This is a genomic window from Streptomyces sp. NPDC090119 (assembly GCF_044747085.1).
In the GTDB taxonomy this organism is placed as follows: Bacteria; Actinomycetota; Actinomycetes; order Streptomycetales; family Streptomycetaceae; genus Streptomyces.
Map to the genome: position 1 here is coordinate 764,915 of NZ_JBIVDK010000003.1, position 16,128 is coordinate 781,042.

At 72.3% G+C, this 16,128-nt stretch carries 15 protein-coding genes and 1 pseudogene; 7 read left to right on the plus strand and 9 right to left on the minus strand.

Annotation, left to right across the window (positions count from 1 at the left end):
• Window positions 1-16: 16 nt before the first annotated feature.
• Complete coding sequence (locus ACIPPM_RS16250) at window positions 17-367, minus strand: hypothetical protein (RefSeq protein ID WP_401447930.1); 351 nt, start codon at window positions 365-367, stop codon at window positions 17-19.
• A 117-nt stretch (window positions 368-484) separates the two neighbouring features.
• Between ACIPPM_RS16250 and ACIPPM_RS16255 the strand changes: the two genes are divergently transcribed.
• On the plus strand, window positions 485-1,342 hold the full coding sequence (locus ACIPPM_RS16255) for a hypothetical protein (RefSeq protein WP_401448507.1): 858 nt from the start codon (window positions 485-487) through the stop codon (window positions 1,340-1,342).
• A 42-nt stretch (window positions 1,343-1,384) separates the two neighbouring features.
• Here the strand turns inward: ACIPPM_RS16255 and ACIPPM_RS16260 are convergent, their stop codons facing one another.
• Complete coding sequence (locus ACIPPM_RS16260; protein WP_401447932.1) at window positions 1,385-2,779, minus strand: PLP-dependent aminotransferase family protein; 1,395 nt, start codon at window positions 2,777-2,779, stop codon at window positions 1,385-1,387.
• A 47-nt stretch (window positions 2,780-2,826) separates the two neighbouring features.
• Between ACIPPM_RS16260 and ACIPPM_RS16265 the strand changes: the two genes are divergently transcribed.
• The 3 genes from ACIPPM_RS16265 to ACIPPM_RS16275 are packed head-to-tail and all read left to right on the plus strand — an operon-like array spanning window position 2,827 to window position 4,567.
• Window positions 2,827-3,327 (plus strand): carboxymuconolactone decarboxylase family protein, encoded by a 501-nt coding sequence (locus tag ACIPPM_RS16265; protein WP_401447934.1) that lies wholly within the window; start codon window positions 2,827-2,829, stop codon window positions 3,325-3,327.
• A 48-nt stretch (window positions 3,328-3,375) separates the two neighbouring features.
• The gene (locus tag ACIPPM_RS16270) at window positions 3,376-3,978 is read left to right on the plus strand and encodes a GNAT family N-acetyltransferase (protein ID WP_401447937.1); all 603 of its coding nucleotides are present in this window, start codon (window positions 3,376-3,378) and stop codon (window positions 3,976-3,978) included.
• A gap of 43 nt (window positions 3,979-4,021) precedes the next feature.
• Window positions 4,022-4,567, plus strand: coding sequence for an SMI1/KNR4 family protein (locus ACIPPM_RS16275; RefSeq protein WP_401447939.1), 546 nt, complete (start codon window positions 4,022-4,024; stop codon window positions 4,565-4,567).
• Window positions 4,568-4,774: 207 nt separating this feature from the next.
• Here the strand turns inward: ACIPPM_RS16275 and ACIPPM_RS16280 are convergent, their stop codons facing one another.
• Window positions 4,775-5,434, minus strand: coding sequence for an NADPH-dependent F420 reductase (locus tag ACIPPM_RS16280; protein ID WP_401447942.1), 660 nt, complete (start codon window positions 5,432-5,434; stop codon window positions 4,775-4,777).
• A 75-nt stretch (window positions 5,435-5,509) separates the two neighbouring features.
• On the opposite strand from ACIPPM_RS16280, the gene ACIPPM_RS16285 reads away from it, so the two are divergent.
• The 3 genes and pseudogenes from ACIPPM_RS16285 to ACIPPM_RS16295 form a co-directional block, all read left to right on the plus strand.
• Window positions 5,510-5,884, plus strand: a complete 375-nt coding sequence (locus ACIPPM_RS16285) for a winged helix-turn-helix transcriptional regulator (protein WP_401447944.1) — start codon at window positions 5,510-5,512, stop codon at window positions 5,882-5,884.
• A 42-nt stretch (window positions 5,885-5,926) separates the two neighbouring features.
• Entirely contained in the window at window positions 5,927-6,199 is a 273-nt protein-coding gene (locus tag ACIPPM_RS16290) for a hypothetical protein (protein ID WP_401447946.1), read from the plus strand.
• A pseudogene (locus tag ACIPPM_RS16295) lies at window positions 6,193-7,008 on the plus strand (helix-turn-helix domain-containing protein); the annotation flags it as partial. The gene ACIPPM_RS16290 and the pseudogene ACIPPM_RS16295, both read left to right, overlap by 7 nt.
• A 168-nt stretch (window positions 7,009-7,176) precedes the next feature.
• On the opposite strand, the gene ACIPPM_RS16300 reads toward ACIPPM_RS16295, so the two are convergent.
• The 6 genes from ACIPPM_RS16300 to ACIPPM_RS16325 form a co-directional block, all read right to left on the minus strand.
• Window positions 7,177-8,139, minus strand: coding sequence for an ABC transporter substrate-binding protein (locus ACIPPM_RS16300; protein ID WP_401447948.1), 963 nt, complete (start codon window positions 8,137-8,139; stop codon window positions 7,177-7,179).
• 1 nt (window position 8,140) lies between these two features.
• Window positions 8,141-10,087 carry an ABC transporter permease gene (locus tag ACIPPM_RS16305; RefSeq protein ID WP_401447950.1) on the minus strand — a complete coding sequence of 649 codons (1,947 nt, stop codon included), beginning with the start codon at window positions 10,085-10,087 and terminating at the stop codon, window positions 8,141-8,143.
• Window positions 10,087-11,229, minus strand: a complete 1,143-nt coding sequence (locus tag ACIPPM_RS16310) for a glycine betaine/L-proline ABC transporter ATP-binding protein (RefSeq protein WP_401447953.1) — start codon at window positions 11,227-11,229, stop codon at window positions 10,087-10,089. Before ACIPPM_RS16310 ends, ACIPPM_RS16305 begins: the two co-directional genes overlap by 1 nt.
• Entirely contained in the window at window positions 11,226-12,758 is a 1,533-nt protein-coding gene (locus ACIPPM_RS16315; RefSeq protein ID WP_401447955.1) for a GMC family oxidoreductase, read from the minus strand. The genes ACIPPM_RS16310 and ACIPPM_RS16315 overlap by 4 nt, the downstream gene beginning before the upstream one ends.
• A 53-nt stretch (window positions 12,759-12,811) precedes the next feature.
• Window positions 12,812-14,332, minus strand: coding sequence for an aldehyde dehydrogenase family protein (locus tag ACIPPM_RS16320; protein ID WP_401447958.1), 1,521 nt, complete (start codon window positions 14,330-14,332; stop codon window positions 12,812-12,814).
• A 222-nt stretch (window positions 14,333-14,554) separates the two neighbouring features.
• Window positions 14,555-16,120 (minus strand): hypothetical protein, encoded by a 1,566-nt coding sequence (locus tag ACIPPM_RS16325; protein WP_401447960.1) that lies wholly within the window; start codon window positions 16,118-16,120, stop codon window positions 14,555-14,557.
• Window positions 16,121-16,128: the final 8 nt, after the last annotated feature.

The following is a 16,128-nucleotide window of genomic DNA, read 5'->3' on the forward strand; positions in this document are numbered from 1 at the left end:
TGTCGTCCCGGTTCGGTCAGCCGCCGGAGCTGCCGTGGCCGCTGCCGAAGCCGCCCCGGTGCACGCTGTCGCCGTCGCTGCCGCCCGAACGGCCCGAGCCGCTGCCGGACTTGCGGGGCGCGGTGAAGGAGCCGCTGCGAATCCAGGAGCCGCTCTTCTTGCCGCCGTAGTAGTAGGTGCCACTGGAGCCCGACCGGCAGTTCTTGCCGTCGACTATGTGGTAGCCCTTGCCCACGGTGTAGCTGTCCCGGTCCACGCAGCGCTTGTCCGGGTCGTCCGACGAGCACGCGGTGAGGGCGGCGGCGAGCAGCCCCATGCCACCCAGGACGACCGTGGTGGAGCGCAGTTGCGCGCGGGCGTTGGCCATGTTCTCTTCTCCCCCGTCGATGATGCGTTCGGGAGCCAGCTTAGAGATCGGTGTGAGTTTTCGGCAGGGCGGCCCCGCATACTCCTGTTCCCCTACAGTCACTTTGTGCTTTTTGGAATGGTGTGCGCGCTCGGCGCGGCGGTCTGCTTCGGTACGGCCACGGTCCTCCAGGCGGTGGCCGCGCGGGCGGCCGGGGAACAGGGCGGGGGCGGGGGTGAGGCGGCGCTGCTACTGCGGGCGGTGCGGCAGTGGCGGTACGCGGCGGGGCTCGCGCTGGACGGGCTCGGCTTCGTGTTCCAGATCCTCGCGCTGCGCTCGGTGCCGATCTACGCGGTGGGTGCCGCGCTGGCCGCGAGCCTCGCGGTGACGGCGGTGGTCGCGGCGCGGCTGCTGCGGGTGCGGCTGAGCGGGGCGGAGTGGGCGGCGGTCGGCGTGGTGTGCGCCGGGCTCGCGCTGCTCGGGCTGGCCTCGGGCGCGGAGGGCGACCGCGGCGGCCCGGCCTGGCTGCCGTACGCGCTGCTCGCGACGGCGGCGGGCGTACTGCTGCTCGGCGCGGTGGGCGGCCGGCTCTCCGGGCGGCCGCGCGCCCTGCTCCTCGGCCTCGGCGCGGGGTGCGGCTTCGGGGTGGTGGAGGTCGCGGTACGCCTGGTGAACTCCCTTCACCCGTACGCCCTGTTGACCGACCCGGCCTTCTACGCCCTCCTCCTCGGCGGCGGTGCCGCCTTCCTGCTGCTGACCTCGGCGCTGCAGCGCGGCTCGGTCACCACGGCGACGGCCGGAATGGTGCTCGGCGAGACCCTGGGCCCGGCGGCGGTGGGCGTGCTCTGGCTGGGTGACCGTACGCGGCCGGGGCTCGGTCCGCTCGCGGTGCTGGGGTTCGTCGTGGCGGTGGCGGGGGCGCTGATGCTGGCGCGGTTCGGGGAGGCGCCGGGGGCGGAGTCGGAGTCGATGGCGGAGGCGGAGGCTGTGCGCTGACGCGAGCGCTCGCTGTTCGCCGGGTGCGAGTCTCCCCCGCCGCTACGGCAGTGCCCGGCACAGCGCCTCCAGGACGGTGGGCCAGGTGCTGTCGGGCGGGGTGCCGTAGCCGACGACGAGGGCGTCCAGCGGTTCGGCGACGGCCAGTCGGTGGCGGTAGAAGGAGAGGCCGTGCAGGGCGAGCCCCTGCCAGTGCGCGGCCTGCACGACCGTCCGCTCGGTGCCGGGCGGCAGCCGCAGCACCGCGTGCAGCCCGGCCGCGATCCCGGTGACCGTCACCTCGGGCGCCCGGTCGGCCACGGCGGCGGCCAGCTGGTCCCGGCGGCGCCGGTAGCGCTGCCGGGCGGCGCGCACATGGCGGTCGTAGGCGCCGGAGGCGATGAACTCGGCCAGCGTGAGCTGGTCCAGCACCCCGACGGTGTCGCTGTGTCCCTTAGCCGCGGTCAGCTCCGCCCGCAGCGCCGGGGGCGCCACCAGCCAGCCGAGGCGGAGTCCGGGGGCGAGGGACTTGCTGGCGGTGCCGAGGTGGACGACGTGCTCGGGGTCGAGGCCCTGGAGGGCGCCGACGGGCTGGCGGTCGTAGCGGAACTCGCCGTCGTAGTCGTCCTCCAGGATCAGCCCGCCGGTCCGCCGCGCCCAGTCGACGACGGCTGCCCGGCGGTCGGGGTGCAGCGGGGTGCCCATGGGGAACTGGTGGGCGGGGGTGAGGAGTACGGCACCCTCGGTCGCCAACGGCGCCGTGTCGGTGCCGAGTTGGTCGTACGGCAGCGCGGTGGTCGTCAGGCCCGCCCCGGCGAGCAGGTCGTGGTGGACGTCGAGGCCGTACGACTCGACGGCGACCGTGCGGGCGCCGCGCCCGTGCAGCACGGTGCCGAGGAGGCGCAGGGCGTGGGAGAAGCCCGCGGTGATCAGCACCGAGCCGGGGTCGGCGCGTACGCCCCGGACGCGGGCCAGGTATTCGGCGACGGCGGTGCGCAGTTCGGGGCGGCCGCGCGGGTCGCCGTAGCCGAACGCGTCGTTGGGGGCCCGGGTGAGGGCGCGGCGGGCGGCCCGGAGCCACTCGGTGCGCGGGAAGGCGGCGAGGTCGGGGGTGCCGGGGACGAGGCTGTGCGTGGGACGGCCCGGCGTCCGGCGCCGGACCGGTGCGCCCGCCGCCGGGGACGTCGGTATGGCCCGCTCGGCGACCCGGGTGCCGGAGCCCTGGCGGGCGGTGAGCCAGCCCTCGGCGACCAGGTCGGCGTACGCCTCGGCGACGGTGTTGCGGGCGATGCCGAGGTCCGCCGCCAGGGTGCGGGAGGAGGGCAGCCGGGTGCCGGGGGCGAGCCGTCCGGTGCGTACGGCGTCCCGCAGCGCGTCGGTGAGACCCCGGCGCAGGCCGCTGCTCCCGGCCGGTTCGAGGTGGAGGTCGATGCCCAGATTGGCCCATGAATCCGCCATGGGAATGGACCATACTCCTGGGCAGCTTCGCTCGTAGGCTTGCCGGTATGGAGACCACGGAGAACACCACCGAGTACGCCCCCGAACACCCCGCCCGCCTGTCCTGGACCGAGCACGTGCCCGAGGTCTACAAGGCGATGGTCCGCCTGGACGCGGCCGCCCGGAAGGGCGTCGACCCGACACTGCTGGAGCTGGTCAAGATCCGCGCCTCGCAGCTCAACCACTGCGCGTACTGCCTCGACATGCACACCAAGGACGCGCTGGCGGCCGGGGAGAGCGTGGAGCGGATCATCCAGCTCAGCGCGTGGGACGAGTCCCGCCACTTCTACACCGAGCGGGAGGCGGCTGCGCTGGAGCTGACCGAGGCGGTCACCGTCATCACCGACGGCTTCGTCCCCGACGAGGTCTACGAGCGCGCCGCCAAGCAGTTCGAGGAGGCGGAGCTGGCCCAGCTCATCGCCGCGATCACGGTGATCAACGCGTGGAACCGGTTCGCGGTGTCGACGCGGATGGTGCCGGGGCACTACACGCCGGGGCAGCACCAGTAAGTACCGGCGCCGACGGGTGACTCGGAGGGCGAGCCGTAACATCCGCCCATGATCGAAGACATCAGCATCGCGGGCGACGAGCATGACGCGGAGGCGGAGAGGACCCTGTCCTGGCGGGCCGGGTCCGTTAGCCTCTCGGCCCTCGACGTGGACGACGCGGAGCTGCTGCACGACTGGCGGTCCGACCCGGTGACGGTTCAGCACCTGTGCACATGGCCCCTCCCCCTCTCCGCCCTGCGCGAGCGCATCGAGCGCGACATCGACAACGACGACCGCGACGACTTCCTCGTCCTCACCGCCGACCGCACCCCGGTCGGCCACATCGCCCTGACCGGCCAGAACCTGGTCGATGGCACGGCCGAGGTCGAGCTGCAGCTCGCCCCTGAGCATCGCGGGCAGGGTCACGCCACGGCCGCCCTGGACGCCCTGGTGGACCTCGCCTTCGGCGAACTCCCGATGTACCGGCTCACCGCGGAGACCCACACCGACAACACCCCCGCCCTCGCCGTCCTCACCCGCTCCGGCTTCACCCAGGAAGGCACCAGCCGCGCCGCCTGCCTCCACCGCGGCCGCCGCCACGACGTCGCCGTGTTCGCCCTGCTCCGCCCGGAGTGGGAACAGCTGACGCGGCCTCGCGCGTGGGACGCCTGACCCGGCGGCGAGCCCTGATCCGCCCTCGACTTAGGCTCGCCCCATGACGGAGTCGCCCCTCACCGAAGCCGAAGTCGCCGAGGCGGAACGGGAACTCGAGGTGTCCTTTCCCGAGGACTACCGAGCGTATCTGCGCGAGGTGAGCGCGGGCGGGGCGCTCTTCCGGCTCGAGCGGACCGACCGTGGCTGGTGGTGGGCGGGGAACTACGAGGGGCGACGCGAGCTGCTGGGCATGCCCTTCCCGCATCCCGACTCGTACGCCGAGGCCGAGGCCGAGCTGCTGGCGCGCGAACCACAGGCCGGGCCGTTCGAGGGCGATGAGGCTCGGTCCGCCTGGGACGACGAGGCCGAGAGGTTCGAGGATCTGAAGACGGCGGGCGCGATCGTCATCCAGGAACACGGCTGCGGCTTCTCCAGCTTGCTGGCCCTGACCGGCCCGCTGTCCGGCACGGTCTGGTGGGACGGGCGGGCCACGTGCGACCGCATCGTCCCCCTGTCCCTGGACCACGCCGACGGCGCCCGGCCCGTCCGGTTCAGGGAATGGCTGGACCACGGCTCCTGGGCACTCCTGCCGCCAAACTGGGGTTGACGCAGCGCCGGACGGGCAGGTCGGCTGCTGCGCGGGGCCGTCGAGGTGATGGCTGGAGCCGACGGGGCTCGCGAGTACCAGTCCCGCGACATGTACCTGTTCTGTGTTCCGGCGATCAGGTGAGGAGACAGCCTGCGCGGGGGTGAGTCCGGGGCGGCCCGCTGCGAGGCCCGTGCTCGAACGGGCAGGTGCCTCCGCTGAGTGTGATCACACGCCCTGATGGGGCGGCCCGGCCGCGTAGGCCAGCGGAGGGGCGATCGCCTGCGCGTCCGCTCCCTCGCCGACCCACAGGGCGATGAAGAGTGCGGCGGTCGCCTCCAGGAGTCCGGCGCGTACGAGACCGCCGGCGGTCACGGGTTGGCAGCCCACGTCCCGTACCAACTCGCTCGCACGCGCGAGGGCGGTCTCGTCGTCTCCGCAGACCGGTACGGCCAGTGGTCGTCCGTCGAAGACGGGTGGCCACATGCGCCACACATCCTCGTGGCAGAGGTTGAAAGCCTTGACCACGTGGGCTCCCGGCGCCGCCGCGGCGAGTCGCTGCGCGGCGGAGGGGGCTCCTTCCGTGAGCAACCGGAAGCCCGGACCGACCGGGTTCGAGCAGTCGAGCAGCACCTTGCCCGCCAGCGCCGCGTGCAGGTCCCGTGCCACGACCGCTCCCGCCCCGAAGGGCAGCGCGGCCAGCACCACCTCACCGGACTCGGCCGCCCCACGCAGACTGGCAGGCTTCGCGCCGCCTCCGACGCGCGTCGCGAGCCGCTCCGCCCCGCGTGGGTCCCGTCCCCCGATGGTCACCTCGTGCCCGGCCCGCACCCAGTGGGTGGCGAGTGCGTCGGCCATGTTGCCCGTGCCCAGTACACCGATTCTCATCGCGCGCGGTCCTCTCCATGCCTGCTTCGCTCGTTCACACCGACGCTAGAGAACCGTTCGGGCACCATTCGGTACGTGACGACCGACGCCTTCCTCGCCGACTGCCGCGCCCGCCTCGCCTTCGACCTGCTCTCCAACACCTGGAACGCCGTGGTGCTCTGGGCACTCCGCGACGGCCCCCGGCGCCCGGTCGAACTACGGGAGCGGATCGGTGGCATCAGTTCCAAGGTCCTCACCGAGACCCTGCGCCGACTGCGGTTCAACGGACTGGTCGACCGGCAGACAGACGACGACCACCCCTCACGGGTCGAGTACCAACTCACGCCCCTGGGCCGGACCTTGCTGGCACCCATCGACACCATCGGCGCATGGGCCTTCGAGCACGGCGACGAGGTCATGGCCGCCCAGGAAGCAGCGTCCACTCCCGACCCGCGGTCTCCAGCTTGCTAGTGCCGCATCAGGCAACGTTCGCCCTGCTTGTACGGTCAGGGCATGGATGCCAGCAGCCAGCCAGCTCTTGATGAGATCGAAGATCGCTTCGTTGAGCTTGTCGCGGGTCGGCTGCCCAGGGACGAGGCCGATCGCTGGGCGGCGAGGTGGGTGATGGAGGACGGGATCGTCTGGGACGACCTCTCCTGGTGGGCGCTGAACCGCCTCCACGGAATCGATCTCCCTGCGGGCGAGCACGGTGGCTACCTGCACGACGACGAACAGGTACGGGTGTGGCTCGCTGAGCTGAGGAAACGCCGAGCGATGTCGAGGTGACGTTCACCAGCCCGGACCGCGTCCGGGATGTGATCCACAACTTTTAACGCCGACGGCTTCGACTCCCTCTACCCCAAGTACGAGGGCGGCCGGCCCAGAACCTTCACTCTTCCCGAACGCCGGGAGGTCAAGAAGATCGCCAAGTCCAAGCCGGTCGAGCACGGCCTGCCGTTCTCGACCTGGAGCCTGGCCAAACTGGCCGACTTCCTGGTCGCCGAGGGGGTGGTCGACGACATCAGCCACGAGGGCCCGCGTCGAACGCCTCTACGCGATCGCCGACGCAGAGGTCATACCCGAGGACGGCGAACCCGAAGTCGTCTTATGCCTGGACGAGTTCGTCCCGCTCAACCTCCAGCCCCACCCCGGGCGGCAATGGGCCGAGCGCGGCGGGAAGCACAAGGACCCCGACCGGGAACCCCGCCCCCGCGGGCGGGCGACCTACACCCGCGAAGAACCGCACGAGGTTCCTCGAGTTCTGCCGCTACCTGCGCAGCGTCTACCCGCCCGAGGTCCGGATCGCGATCGTCCTGGACAACTTCTCTCCACACCTGACCACGAAGAAGGACTCCCGGGTCGGCGACTGGGCCGTGGCCAACAACATTGAGTTCGCCCACACACCGACCAACAGCTCCTGGCTGAACCGCATCGAGGCCCAATTCACCGCCCTGCGCTACTTCGCACTGGACGGAACGGACCACGCCAGCCACAAGGAGCAGAGCAGCATGATCCGCCGCTACATCATCTGGCGGAACAAGCATGCCGCCGACGAATGCCTACGCGAGGTAGTCGACAGGGCGAACGTTGCCTGATGCGGCACTAGGTGCCCCATCGGCAGGCCCCGCCCAACTCCGGGCGGGGCCTTTCGCGTGCGTTGTCTGGACGGCCCATGATTCGCTACTGCTCGGCCGAGCAATGGCCGAGCTAGCGATCTCTAGAGTTCCGGACGGATCATGAGTCCGCCGCCCGGCGCTGTCACGTCAGGGAAGCCAGCGCTTCCACTGGTCCGGGTGGGTGTCGACCCACTTCTTCGCGGCCTCCTCGGGGCTGAGCTTCTGCTCGGCGATCATGAGGGAGACCTCGTTCTGGTCCTCCGTCGTCCAGTGGAAGTTCTTGAGGAACTCCGCGCCCTTGCCGCCGGAGCGGGCGAAGTCGGCGTTGAGGAACTTGCGCAGCGGGGTCTTCGGGTACGCGCAGGTGATCTTCGCGGTGTCGGTGTCGCAGCCCTCCTTGTAGGGCGGGAGCTTCACCTCCGTCATGGGGACCTTCTTGAACAGCCACTGGGGGGTGTACCAGTAGGACAGGAAGGGCTTCTTCTCCTTGGCGAACTGCTTGATCTGGGTGATCTGCGCGGCCTCGGACCCGGCGAAGACGACCTGGTAGTCGAGCTTCAGGTTCTTCACCAGGGCCTTGTCATGGGTGACGTAGGCCGGGGAGCCGTCCATGATCTGGCCCTTGCCGCCGGACTCGGCGGTGCGGAACTGGTCCGCGTACTTGTTGAGGTTCTTCCAGTCCGTGATGTCCGGGTGCTGCTTGGCGAAGTACGTCGGCACGAACCAGCCGATGTGCCCGGTGACGCCGAGCCCGCCCGCGTAGGTGACGGTCTTCTTGTCGTGGACGTACCGCTTCTCCTGCTCGGGGTGGCTCCAGTCCTCCAGCAGGGCGTCGACGCGGCCCTGGCTGAGCGCGTCCCAGGCGGGGATCTCGTCGACCTGGACGGTGTCGACGCGGTAGCCCATCTTGTGTTCCAGCAGGTACTTGGCGACCGCCACGTTGGACTGCGCGCCCACCCAGGACTGCACGGAGATGGTCATGCTCTTGGCGCCGCCCGCGTTGGCGAACGGGCTCGCCTGCTTGGTCATGTCGGCGGCGCCGCAGCCGGTGAGCAGGGCGAGCGCGGACGCGGCCGCGACGCTCACCGAGAGGGTCGTACGGAATCGCATGTCACGCTCCCTTCTTCGCGCGGCGGCCGGTGGGCTGGGTCACCCGGTCGAGCATCAGGCCGAGGCAGACGATCGCGGCACCGGCGACCAGGCCGGTCGCCAGGTCGCCCTGGGCGAGGCCGAACGCGACGTCGTAGCCGAGGGCACCCGCGCCGACCAGACCGCCGATGATGACGACGGCGAGGACCAGGACCACGCCCTGGTTGACGGCGAGCAGCAGCGAGCGGCGGGCCAGCGGGAGCTGGACCTGCCAGAGCTGCTGGCGGCCGGTGGCGCCCAGCGAACGGGCCGACTCCAGCGCGGCCGGGTCGACCTGGCGCAGGCCCTGCGCGGTGATCCGGACGACGGCCGGGAGGGCGTAGACCACGGCGGCGGCGACGGCGGGGGCGCGGCCCACGCCGAACAGGGCGACCACCGGGATCAGGTACACGAACTGCGGCATGGTCTGGAACACGTCCAGTACAGGGCGCAGCGCCCGGTCCACCCGGTCGCTGCGGGCGGCCCAGATGCCGGTGGCGATGCCGAGGACCAGGGTGACGGCGACGGCGGCCAGCACCTGGGAGAGGGTGTCGAGGGAGGAGTCCCACACGCCGAGCACGCCGATCGCGGCCATGGCGAGGGTGGCGGTCAGCGCGGTGCGCCAGGTGCCGATCAGCCAGGCGAGCCCGGCGACGATCAGCAGGACCGACCACCAGGGCAGCGCGCGCAGGCCGTCGCGCAGCGGGTCCAGCATCCAGGTGGTGAAGTGCGCGGCCCAGTCGGCGGTGCCGCCGATGACGGGGACGCCGGAGTAGAGGTGCGCGGTCATCCAGTTGACGGCCTGGTTGACCGGCTCCGCGATGTTCAGGGTCGCGCCCCCGGGCCATTCGAGCAGGCCGAGGAAGCGCGCGGCGAGCGCGGCGGCGGCCGTGCCCGCGAGGGCGTACAGCCATGCCTTGCCGCGGGACTCGTCGGTGCTGTCGGCGGCACGGCCCGCGGCCGCGGTCACCCGGTCCAGCACGATGGCGAGCAGCACGATCGGGATACCGGCCGCGAGGGCGGCGCCGACGTCGACGGAGGCGAGCGCCTGGTAGACGCGGTCACCGAGGCCGCCCGCGCCGATGACGGAGGCGATGACGGCCATGGACAGCGCCATCATGATCGTCTGGTTGAGACCGAGCAGGAGTTCCTTGCGGGCCAGCGGGATGCGGGCGGTCAGCAGCCGCTGGCGCGGGGTGGCGCCGAGCGAGCGGACGGCCTCCAGCACCTCGGGGTCGGCGCCACGCAGGCCGAGCGCGGTGAGCCGGGCCATCGGCGGGGCCGCGTAGACCACGGTGGCGAGGACGGCGGCGGGGACGCCGATGCCGAAGACCAGCACCACGGGCAGCAGGTAGGCGAAGGCCGGGAGCACCTGCATGGTGTCCAGCACCGGGCGCAGGGCGCGGTCCATCCGCTCGGAGAGACCGCCGGCGAGGCCGAGCAGGACGCCGACGGCGACGGACGCGAGTACGGCGGCCACCATGAGCGCGAGCGTCTGCATGGTGGGCAGCCACATGCCGAGCGCGCCGCAGGCGAGGAACGCCACGGCCGTACCGGCGGCCAGCTTCACCCCGGCGACCCGCCAGGCGACCAGGGCGCCGAGCGCGGTGACGCCGACCCAGCCCAGGGCGAGCAGGGCGAGGTAAACACCGCGGACGCAGAGCACGACCGCGTTGCTGATGTGGCCGAAGAAGTACAGGAAAATCGGGTGGGTGTCCCGGTTGTTCATCACCCAGTCGCTGGCGTCGCCGAGCGGGCCGGTGAGGCTCACGGTCAGCGCGTGCGGCCAGTGTCCGCTGCCCCAGCGGCTGTCGAGCAGCGGGACGAGGACGGCGGCGGCGACGGCGAGGGTCAGGAGCTTGGCCGCCGGGCGCGATCTGAGCAGGGCGGGCAGGCCGCGGCGGGCGGTGGGGGCGGTGATCGTGGCCATCAGACCGCCTCGCGCTCGGGGGCGGCGGCCACGAGGGTGGGCTCGGCCTCCCGCTCGGCGGGGGCGGCGACGCCGGTGCCCGCGACCACGTTGAGCAGCGCGTCGGAGTCGACGACGCCCATGCAGGTGCCGTCGTCCATCACGCGCGCCGGTTCGCCCGCGCGGGCGACGGCCTCGATGGCCTCGGCGACCGGGGCCTCGGGGCTGACGGCGGGACCGCTGCCCGCCTCTTCGAGGGTGGCGGGGCGCATGGCGGTGCGGCAGGTGACGACCTGCTCGCGCGGCACGTCACGGACGAACTCGCGGACGTAGTCGTCGGCCGGGGAGTTGACGATCTCCTCGGGGGTGCCGAGCTGGACCACGCGGCCGTCCCGCATCAGGGCGATGCGGTCGCCGAGCTTGAGGGCCTCGGAGAGGTCGTGGGTGATGAACACCATCGTCCGGCCCTCCTCCTCGTGCAGGCGGGCCACCTCGTCCTGCATGTCGCGCCGGATCAGCGGGTCGAGCGCGCTGAACGGCTCGTCGAAGAGCAGGACTTCGGGGTCCACGGCGAGGGCGCGGGCGAGGCCGACACGCTGGCGCTGACCACCGGAGAGCTGGCCCGGACGGCGCTTCTCCATACCCGCGAGACCCACCTTGGCGACGACCTCGGCGGCCTTCTCACGGCGCTCGGCGCGGCCCATGCCCTGGATCTCCAGGCCGTAGGCGACGTTGTCGAGGACGGTGCGGTGCGGCAGCAGGCCGAAGTGCTGGAAGACCATCGCGGCGCGGTGGCGGCGCAGTTCGCGCAGTCGGCCGCGGTCCATGGCGCGGACGTCCTCGCCGTCGATGGCGATGGTGCCCGCGGTGGGCTCGATCAGCCGGGTCAGGCAGCGCACCAGGGTGGACTTGCCGGAGCCGGACAGGCCCATGACGACGAAGACCTCGCCCTTGCGGACCTCGAAGGACACGTCGCGCACGGCGGCCGTGCAGCCGGTCTCGGCGCGCAGCTCGGCGGGGCTCAGCGCGGCCAGCTCCGGGTCGGCGGGGACGCGCTCGGGCTTGGGTCCGAACACCTTCCACAGGCCGTCGACGGCGAAGACGGGCGCGTCGGACCCTTCGGTGGCGGTGGGCGGCTTACGGGTGGGAACGGTGAGCGTCATCGCGCGTCACCACCGATCAGTTCGACGGCCTTCTCCCCGACCATGAGCACTCCGATCATCGGGTTCACCGCGGTCATCGTCGGGAAGACGGACGCGTCGGCTATGCGGATGCCGTTGAGACCCCGGACACGCAACTCGGGGTCCACTACGGCGAGTTCGTCATCGGCGGCGCCCATCTTGCAGGTGCCGGCCGGGTGGTACACGGTGTGCGCGACCTTGCGCGCGTACTCGCTCAAGCTCTCGTCGTCCTGGACCTCGGGTCCAGGGCACACCTCGCGCTTGAGCCAGTGGGCCAGTGGTTCCGACTTGGCGACCTCGCGGGCGATGCGGATGCCGTCGACCAGGGTCTGGGCGTCGTAGTCGTCCTCGTCGGTGAAGTACCGGAAGTCCAGCGCGGGCTTGACCTCGGGGTCGGCGCTGGTCAGGTAGAGACGGCCGCGGCTCTTCGGCTTGGGGATGTTCGGGGTCATGGAGACGCCGAACTCGGGCCGCTCGTAGCCCAGTCGCTCCGGATTGTCCGTGAACGGGATCTGGTAGAAGTGGAACATCAGGTCCGGGCCCGCGTGTTCGGGGTCGCGGCGGACGAACAGGCCCGCGTCGGAGTCCATCGCGGAGTTCTCCGGGATGGGCCCGTTGGTCTCCCAGACGATGACCGACTCCGGGTGGTCGAGCAGGTTCTCGCCGACGCCGGGCAGGTCCAGCACCACCGGGATGCCGAGGGCTTCCAGCTCGGCGCGCGGGCCGATGCCCGAGTGCAGCAGGAGCCGCGGGGTGTCGACGGCGCCCGCGCAGAGCACCACCTCGTTGCGCGCCTTGACCAGGAGTTCCTGGCCGTCCTTGGTGCGGACGTGGACGCCTTCGGCGCGGGTGCCGTCCAGCTCCAGCCGGTACGCCCAGGTCTCCAGGAAGAGGTGGAGGTTGGTGCGCTCGTCCATCACCGGGTGCAGGTAGGCGACGGACGCGGAGGAGCGCTTGTTGTTCTCGGGGTGGTACGAGAGGTCGAAGAAGCCGACACCGTCGGTGAACGGCTTCTTGTTGAAGCCCTCGATCCGCGGCACGCCGAGCGTGGACTGCGCGGCGTCCACGAAGTCCCGCGCGATGGCGTTCCGGTCCTTCTCGTCCACCGAGACGATGTTGTTCTTCAGCCGGGCGAAGTACGCCTCCATCGGCACGGCGCCCCAGCCGGTCGCCCCGGCCTGCTCCCACTCGTCCCAGTCGGAGGGGAGCGGCTTGAACGAGATCAGGGTGTTGTGCGAGGAGCAGCCGCCGAGGACGCGGGCCCGGCTGTGCCGGATGTGGGAGTTGCCGCGCGGCTGCTCGGTGGTCGGGTAGTCGTAGTCGAGGTCGCCGCCGAGCAGGCCCATCCAGCGGCGCAGCGTGAGGACGTCGTCGCGGTCGACGTCGCTCGGGCCGCCCTCGATGACGGCGACGGTGACGTCCGGGTTCTCGGTCAGGCGGGAGGCGATGACGGAGCCCGCCGTGCCGCCGCCGACGACGACGTAGTCGTACTCGTGGATGTGTTCGGGCATGGGGTGTCTGACTCCTGGGGGCAGGGAGGTCGTACGAGGAGGTCTGGCGGGGCTCAGCCGGCGAACCAGCGCACGGGGCTCGGGGCGAGGTTCTGGTACACGTGCTTGGTCTCGCGGTACTCGGCGAGACCGGCGGGGCCCAGCTCGCGGCCGGTGCCGCTCTTGCCGAAGCCGCCCCACTCCGCCTGCGGCAGGTAGGGGTGGAAGTCGTTGATCCACACGGTGCCGTGCCGCAGCTTGGCGGCGACGCGCCGGGCGCGGCCGGGGTCGGTGGTCCAGACGGCGCCCGCGAGGCCGTACTCGGTGTCGTTGGCGAGGGTGATCGCCTCGTCCTCGGTGCGGAAGGTCTCGACGGTGAGGACCGGGCCGAAGACCTCTTCGCGCACGACACGCATCTCGCGGTGGCAGTGGTCGAGGACGGTCGGCTCGTAGAAGTAGCCGGACTCGGGGCGGTCGGCGGTGGGCTCGGGGCGCTTGCCGCCGCAGACCAGGGTGGCGCCCTCGGCGAGCGCGGAGGCGACGAAGTCCTCGGTCTTGGCGCGCTGCTGCGCGGAGACCAGCGGTCCGCACTCGACGCCGGGTGCGGTGCCGCGGCCGAGCCTGATCTTCTGGGCGCGCAGGGCGAGTTCGGCGACGAAGCGGTCCCGGACGGACTCCTCGACGATGAGGCGGCCGCCCGCCGAGCAGACCTGGCCGCTGTGGATGAACGCGGCGTTGAGGGCCTGGTCGACGGCGGTGTCGAAGCCCTCCTCGGTGGCGCAGGCGTCGGCGAAGACCACGTTGGGGTTCTTGCCGCCGAGCTCCAGGGCGACCTTCTTCACGCTCGGCGCGGCGGCCTGGGCCACCTTGACGCCGCTGACCAGGCCGCCGGTGAAGGAGACCAGGTCGACGTCGGGGTGGTCGGAGAGGCGGGCGCCGACGGTGTGGCCGGGGCCGGTGACCAGGCCCGCGACACCCTCGGGGAGTCCGGCCTCCACCAGCAGCCCGATGAGCGCGACGGTGGTCATCGGGGTGATCTCGCTGGGCTTGATCACGAAGGTGTTGCCCGCCGCGAGCGCCGGGGCGATCTTCCAGCTTGCCTGGAGCAGCGGATAGTTCCATGGGGTGATCAGCGAGCAGACACCGACCGGCTCGTGCACGACGACGCTGTGGATGTCGGGTGAGCCCGCGTCGACCACCCGGCCGGGCGCCTCGGCGGCGACCAGGTCGGCGAAGTAGCGGAAGGCGTCGGCGACGCAGTCGATGTCGACGCGGCCCTCCTCGACGGTCTTGCCCGCGTCCCGGCTCTCCAGCAGGCCCAGCTCCTCGCGGTCGCGGACCAGGAGGTCGGCGACGCGGCGCAGCAGGGCGGCGCGCTCGGCGACCGGGGTGTGCGGCCAGGGGCCCTCGTCGAACGCGCGGCGCGCGGCGGCAACCGCCCGGTCGACGTCCTTGACGCCGCCCTCCGCGACCGTGGCGAACGGTCGTCCGTCCGCCGGGTCCAGGATCTCGCGGGTCTCCCCGGAGTCGGCTTCCAGCCACTCGCATCCCGCGTAGATGGTGGCCGTAGCCGGTCGTTCCGTTCTGTCCGCCATGATCGGTTTTGCCTTCCGTTCCTGTTCAGCCGCCCTGCGTGACAGAGCTGCCACGTCCGGGCGGTTGACCGCATGCCCTCGGCCCGCGAACCGCATGCGCATTCAGTGGCCGAAAGTGTGCTGCGTCACGGAAATTACGGGAGAAAGGCGGAGGAATCGGGCACTGGAGGGTGGTATAGATCACGACGGCGGTACGCACTCCCGCGAACCGGGTCGATTCGATCAGTCCAGCGCCGCGTTCCCGGTCGGGTCGCAGTTCATGCCGGGCGGGCAGAACCAGGCGAGCGCGGTGGTGAGGAGTTCCAGCTCGTCCTCCCCGCCGTCGGCGTTCGCGCCGTACGCGGCGAGGGCGTAGATCTTGCCGTCGGCGGCGACGAACCGCTCGTCGTATACGTGCCAGGTGCCCACCTCGGGCTCGTCCCGGATGGCGTCGGCCAGGTACTCCAGACGGGAGCCGGTGAAGTCGCCCTCGTCGAGGTTGGTCAGCGCCAGCTTCTCGAAGCCGCGCGGCTTCGCGGTCTGGTCGGACAGGTACAGGTCGAAGGACGCGTCCGGGCTCGCCTCCGACACCTCGTACACCTGGAGCCTGCGCTCCCGGTCGGGGCTGCGGAAGTTGACCACGGACATGCCGTACTGGGAGGGCACCTCGGCCCGCGTCCATCCCTCGGGCACCGCGACCCGGAAGCCCTCGCTGTCGTCGCGCAGCTCGTATCCGGCGGGGGGCGCGCTGGGCGAGGGGGTCGGGGAGGGGGAGGGGGACGCGCTCGGGGTCACCGGGGCGGAGGACGAGTGACGGACGACGGGGCGGGCGTCGTCGCCCTTGTCCCGGCCGACGACCTGGGTCAGCACGAGGCTCACCGCGACCCCGGCCACCGCCGCGCCGACGATCACCAGCCAGAGCACCCGTCGGCTGGAGTCCCTCGCGGGCGGCTCCGGGACCGGGTCGACGGGGGGCCAGGGGGCGGTGACCGGCGGCTCCGGGTTGGTGGTGGTCGGGGACCAGGAGGCGGACGGGGGGTCGGGGTGGTGCGCGGGGGGCCAGGGGGCGGTTCGGGAGTCCGCGGGCGGCCAGGAGGCGGTCGGCGGGTCCGCGGGGGCGGAGGGCGGCCAGGCCGGGGAGTGCGGCTCCGTGGAGCCCGGGGAGTCCGTGGAGTCCGTGGAGGAGGAGGCCGCGGGCGGCCAGGCGGCGGGCGGGGGCGTGCGTCGGTCGGCGGGGGGCCAGGTGGAGGCCGACGGGGCGGCGGAGGCCGGGGGCCGGGCGTCGGTCGACGGACCGGCGGGAGCCGAGGCGTCGGTGGAGGTGGCGTCGGCGGACCCAGGGGACTCGACCGGAGGCCGGGCGTCGGTCGACGGACCGGCAGGAGCCGAGGCGGCGGAGGCCGGAGGCCGGGCATCGGTCGACGGACTGGCAGGAGCCGAGGCGTCGGTGGAGGCGGGGGCGGCGGACCCCGGGGAACCGGCCGGAGGCGAGGCGTCGGCATGGGGTGGGGCGGCGGACTCCGACGGTTCGGCCGGGGGCTGCGGGGCATCCGCAGGCCCGTCCATGGCCGGGGGCGCGGGGTCGGCCCCGGTCCCGGTCCCGGGAGTCTCCGGAGGAGATGTGCGGGGGTCCGCCGGGGGCCAGGTGGAGGTCGGGGTGGCCGCCGAGGGCTCGGCCGGGGGCCAGACGGGGGCCGTGGGCGGGTGGGCCGGGCGGGACGGGGGCGGTGGGGTCGCCCCGGCCCGGTCGACGGTGCCGTCCTCCCAGCGCTGGGTGTCCTCGTTCCAGTACCGCTCTCCCCCGCTCATCGCGGCCC

Excerpts from the sequence above, each read along its gene's own strand:
- ACIPPM_RS16250 (WP_401447930.1), bottom strand. The coding sequence starts at position 367 with ATGGCCAACGCCCGCGCGCAACTGCGCTCCACCACGGTCGTCCTGGGT.
- ACIPPM_RS16255 (WP_401448507.1), top strand. The coding sequence starts at position 485 with ATGGTGTGCGCGCTCGGCGCGGCGGTCTGCTTCGGTACGGCCACGGTC.
- ACIPPM_RS16260 (WP_401447932.1), bottom strand. The coding sequence starts at position 2,779 with ATGGCGGATTCATGGGCCAATCTGGGCATCGACCTCCACCTCGAACCG.
- ACIPPM_RS16265 (WP_401447934.1), top strand. The coding sequence starts at position 2,827 with ATGGAGACCACGGAGAACACCACCGAGTACGCCCCCGAACACCCCGCC.
- ACIPPM_RS16270 (WP_401447937.1), top strand. The coding sequence starts at position 3,376 with ATGATCGAAGACATCAGCATCGCGGGCGACGAGCATGACGCGGAGGCG.
- ACIPPM_RS16275 (WP_401447939.1), top strand. The coding sequence starts at position 4,022 with ATGACGGAGTCGCCCCTCACCGAAGCCGAAGTCGCCGAGGCGGAACGG.
- ACIPPM_RS16280 (WP_401447942.1), bottom strand. The coding sequence starts at position 5,434 with ATGAGAATCGGTGTACTGGGCACGGGCAACATGGCCGACGCACTCGCC.
- ACIPPM_RS16290 (WP_401447946.1), top strand. The coding sequence starts at position 5,927 with ATGGATGCCAGCAGCCAGCCAGCTCTTGATGAGATCGAAGATCGCTTC.
- ACIPPM_RS16300 (WP_401447948.1), bottom strand. The coding sequence starts at position 8,139 with ATGCGATTCCGTACGACCCTCTCGGTGAGCGTCGCGGCCGCGTCCGCG.
- ACIPPM_RS16305 (WP_401447950.1), bottom strand. The coding sequence starts at position 10,087 with ATGGCCACGATCACCGCCCCCACCGCCCGCCGCGGCCTGCCCGCCCTG.
- ACIPPM_RS16310 (WP_401447953.1), bottom strand. The coding sequence starts at position 11,229 with ATGACGCTCACCGTTCCCACCCGTAAGCCGCCCACCGCCACCGAAGGG.
- ACIPPM_RS16315 (WP_401447955.1), bottom strand. The coding sequence starts at position 12,758 with ATGCCCGAACACATCCACGAGTACGACTACGTCGTCGTCGGCGGCGGC.
- ACIPPM_RS16320 (WP_401447958.1), bottom strand. The coding sequence starts at position 14,332 with ATGGCGGACAGAACGGAACGACCGGCTACGGCCACCATCTACGCGGGA.
- ACIPPM_RS16325 (WP_401447960.1), bottom strand. The coding sequence starts at position 16,120 with ATGAGCGGGGGAGAGCGGTACTGGAACGAGGACACCCAGCGCTGGGAG.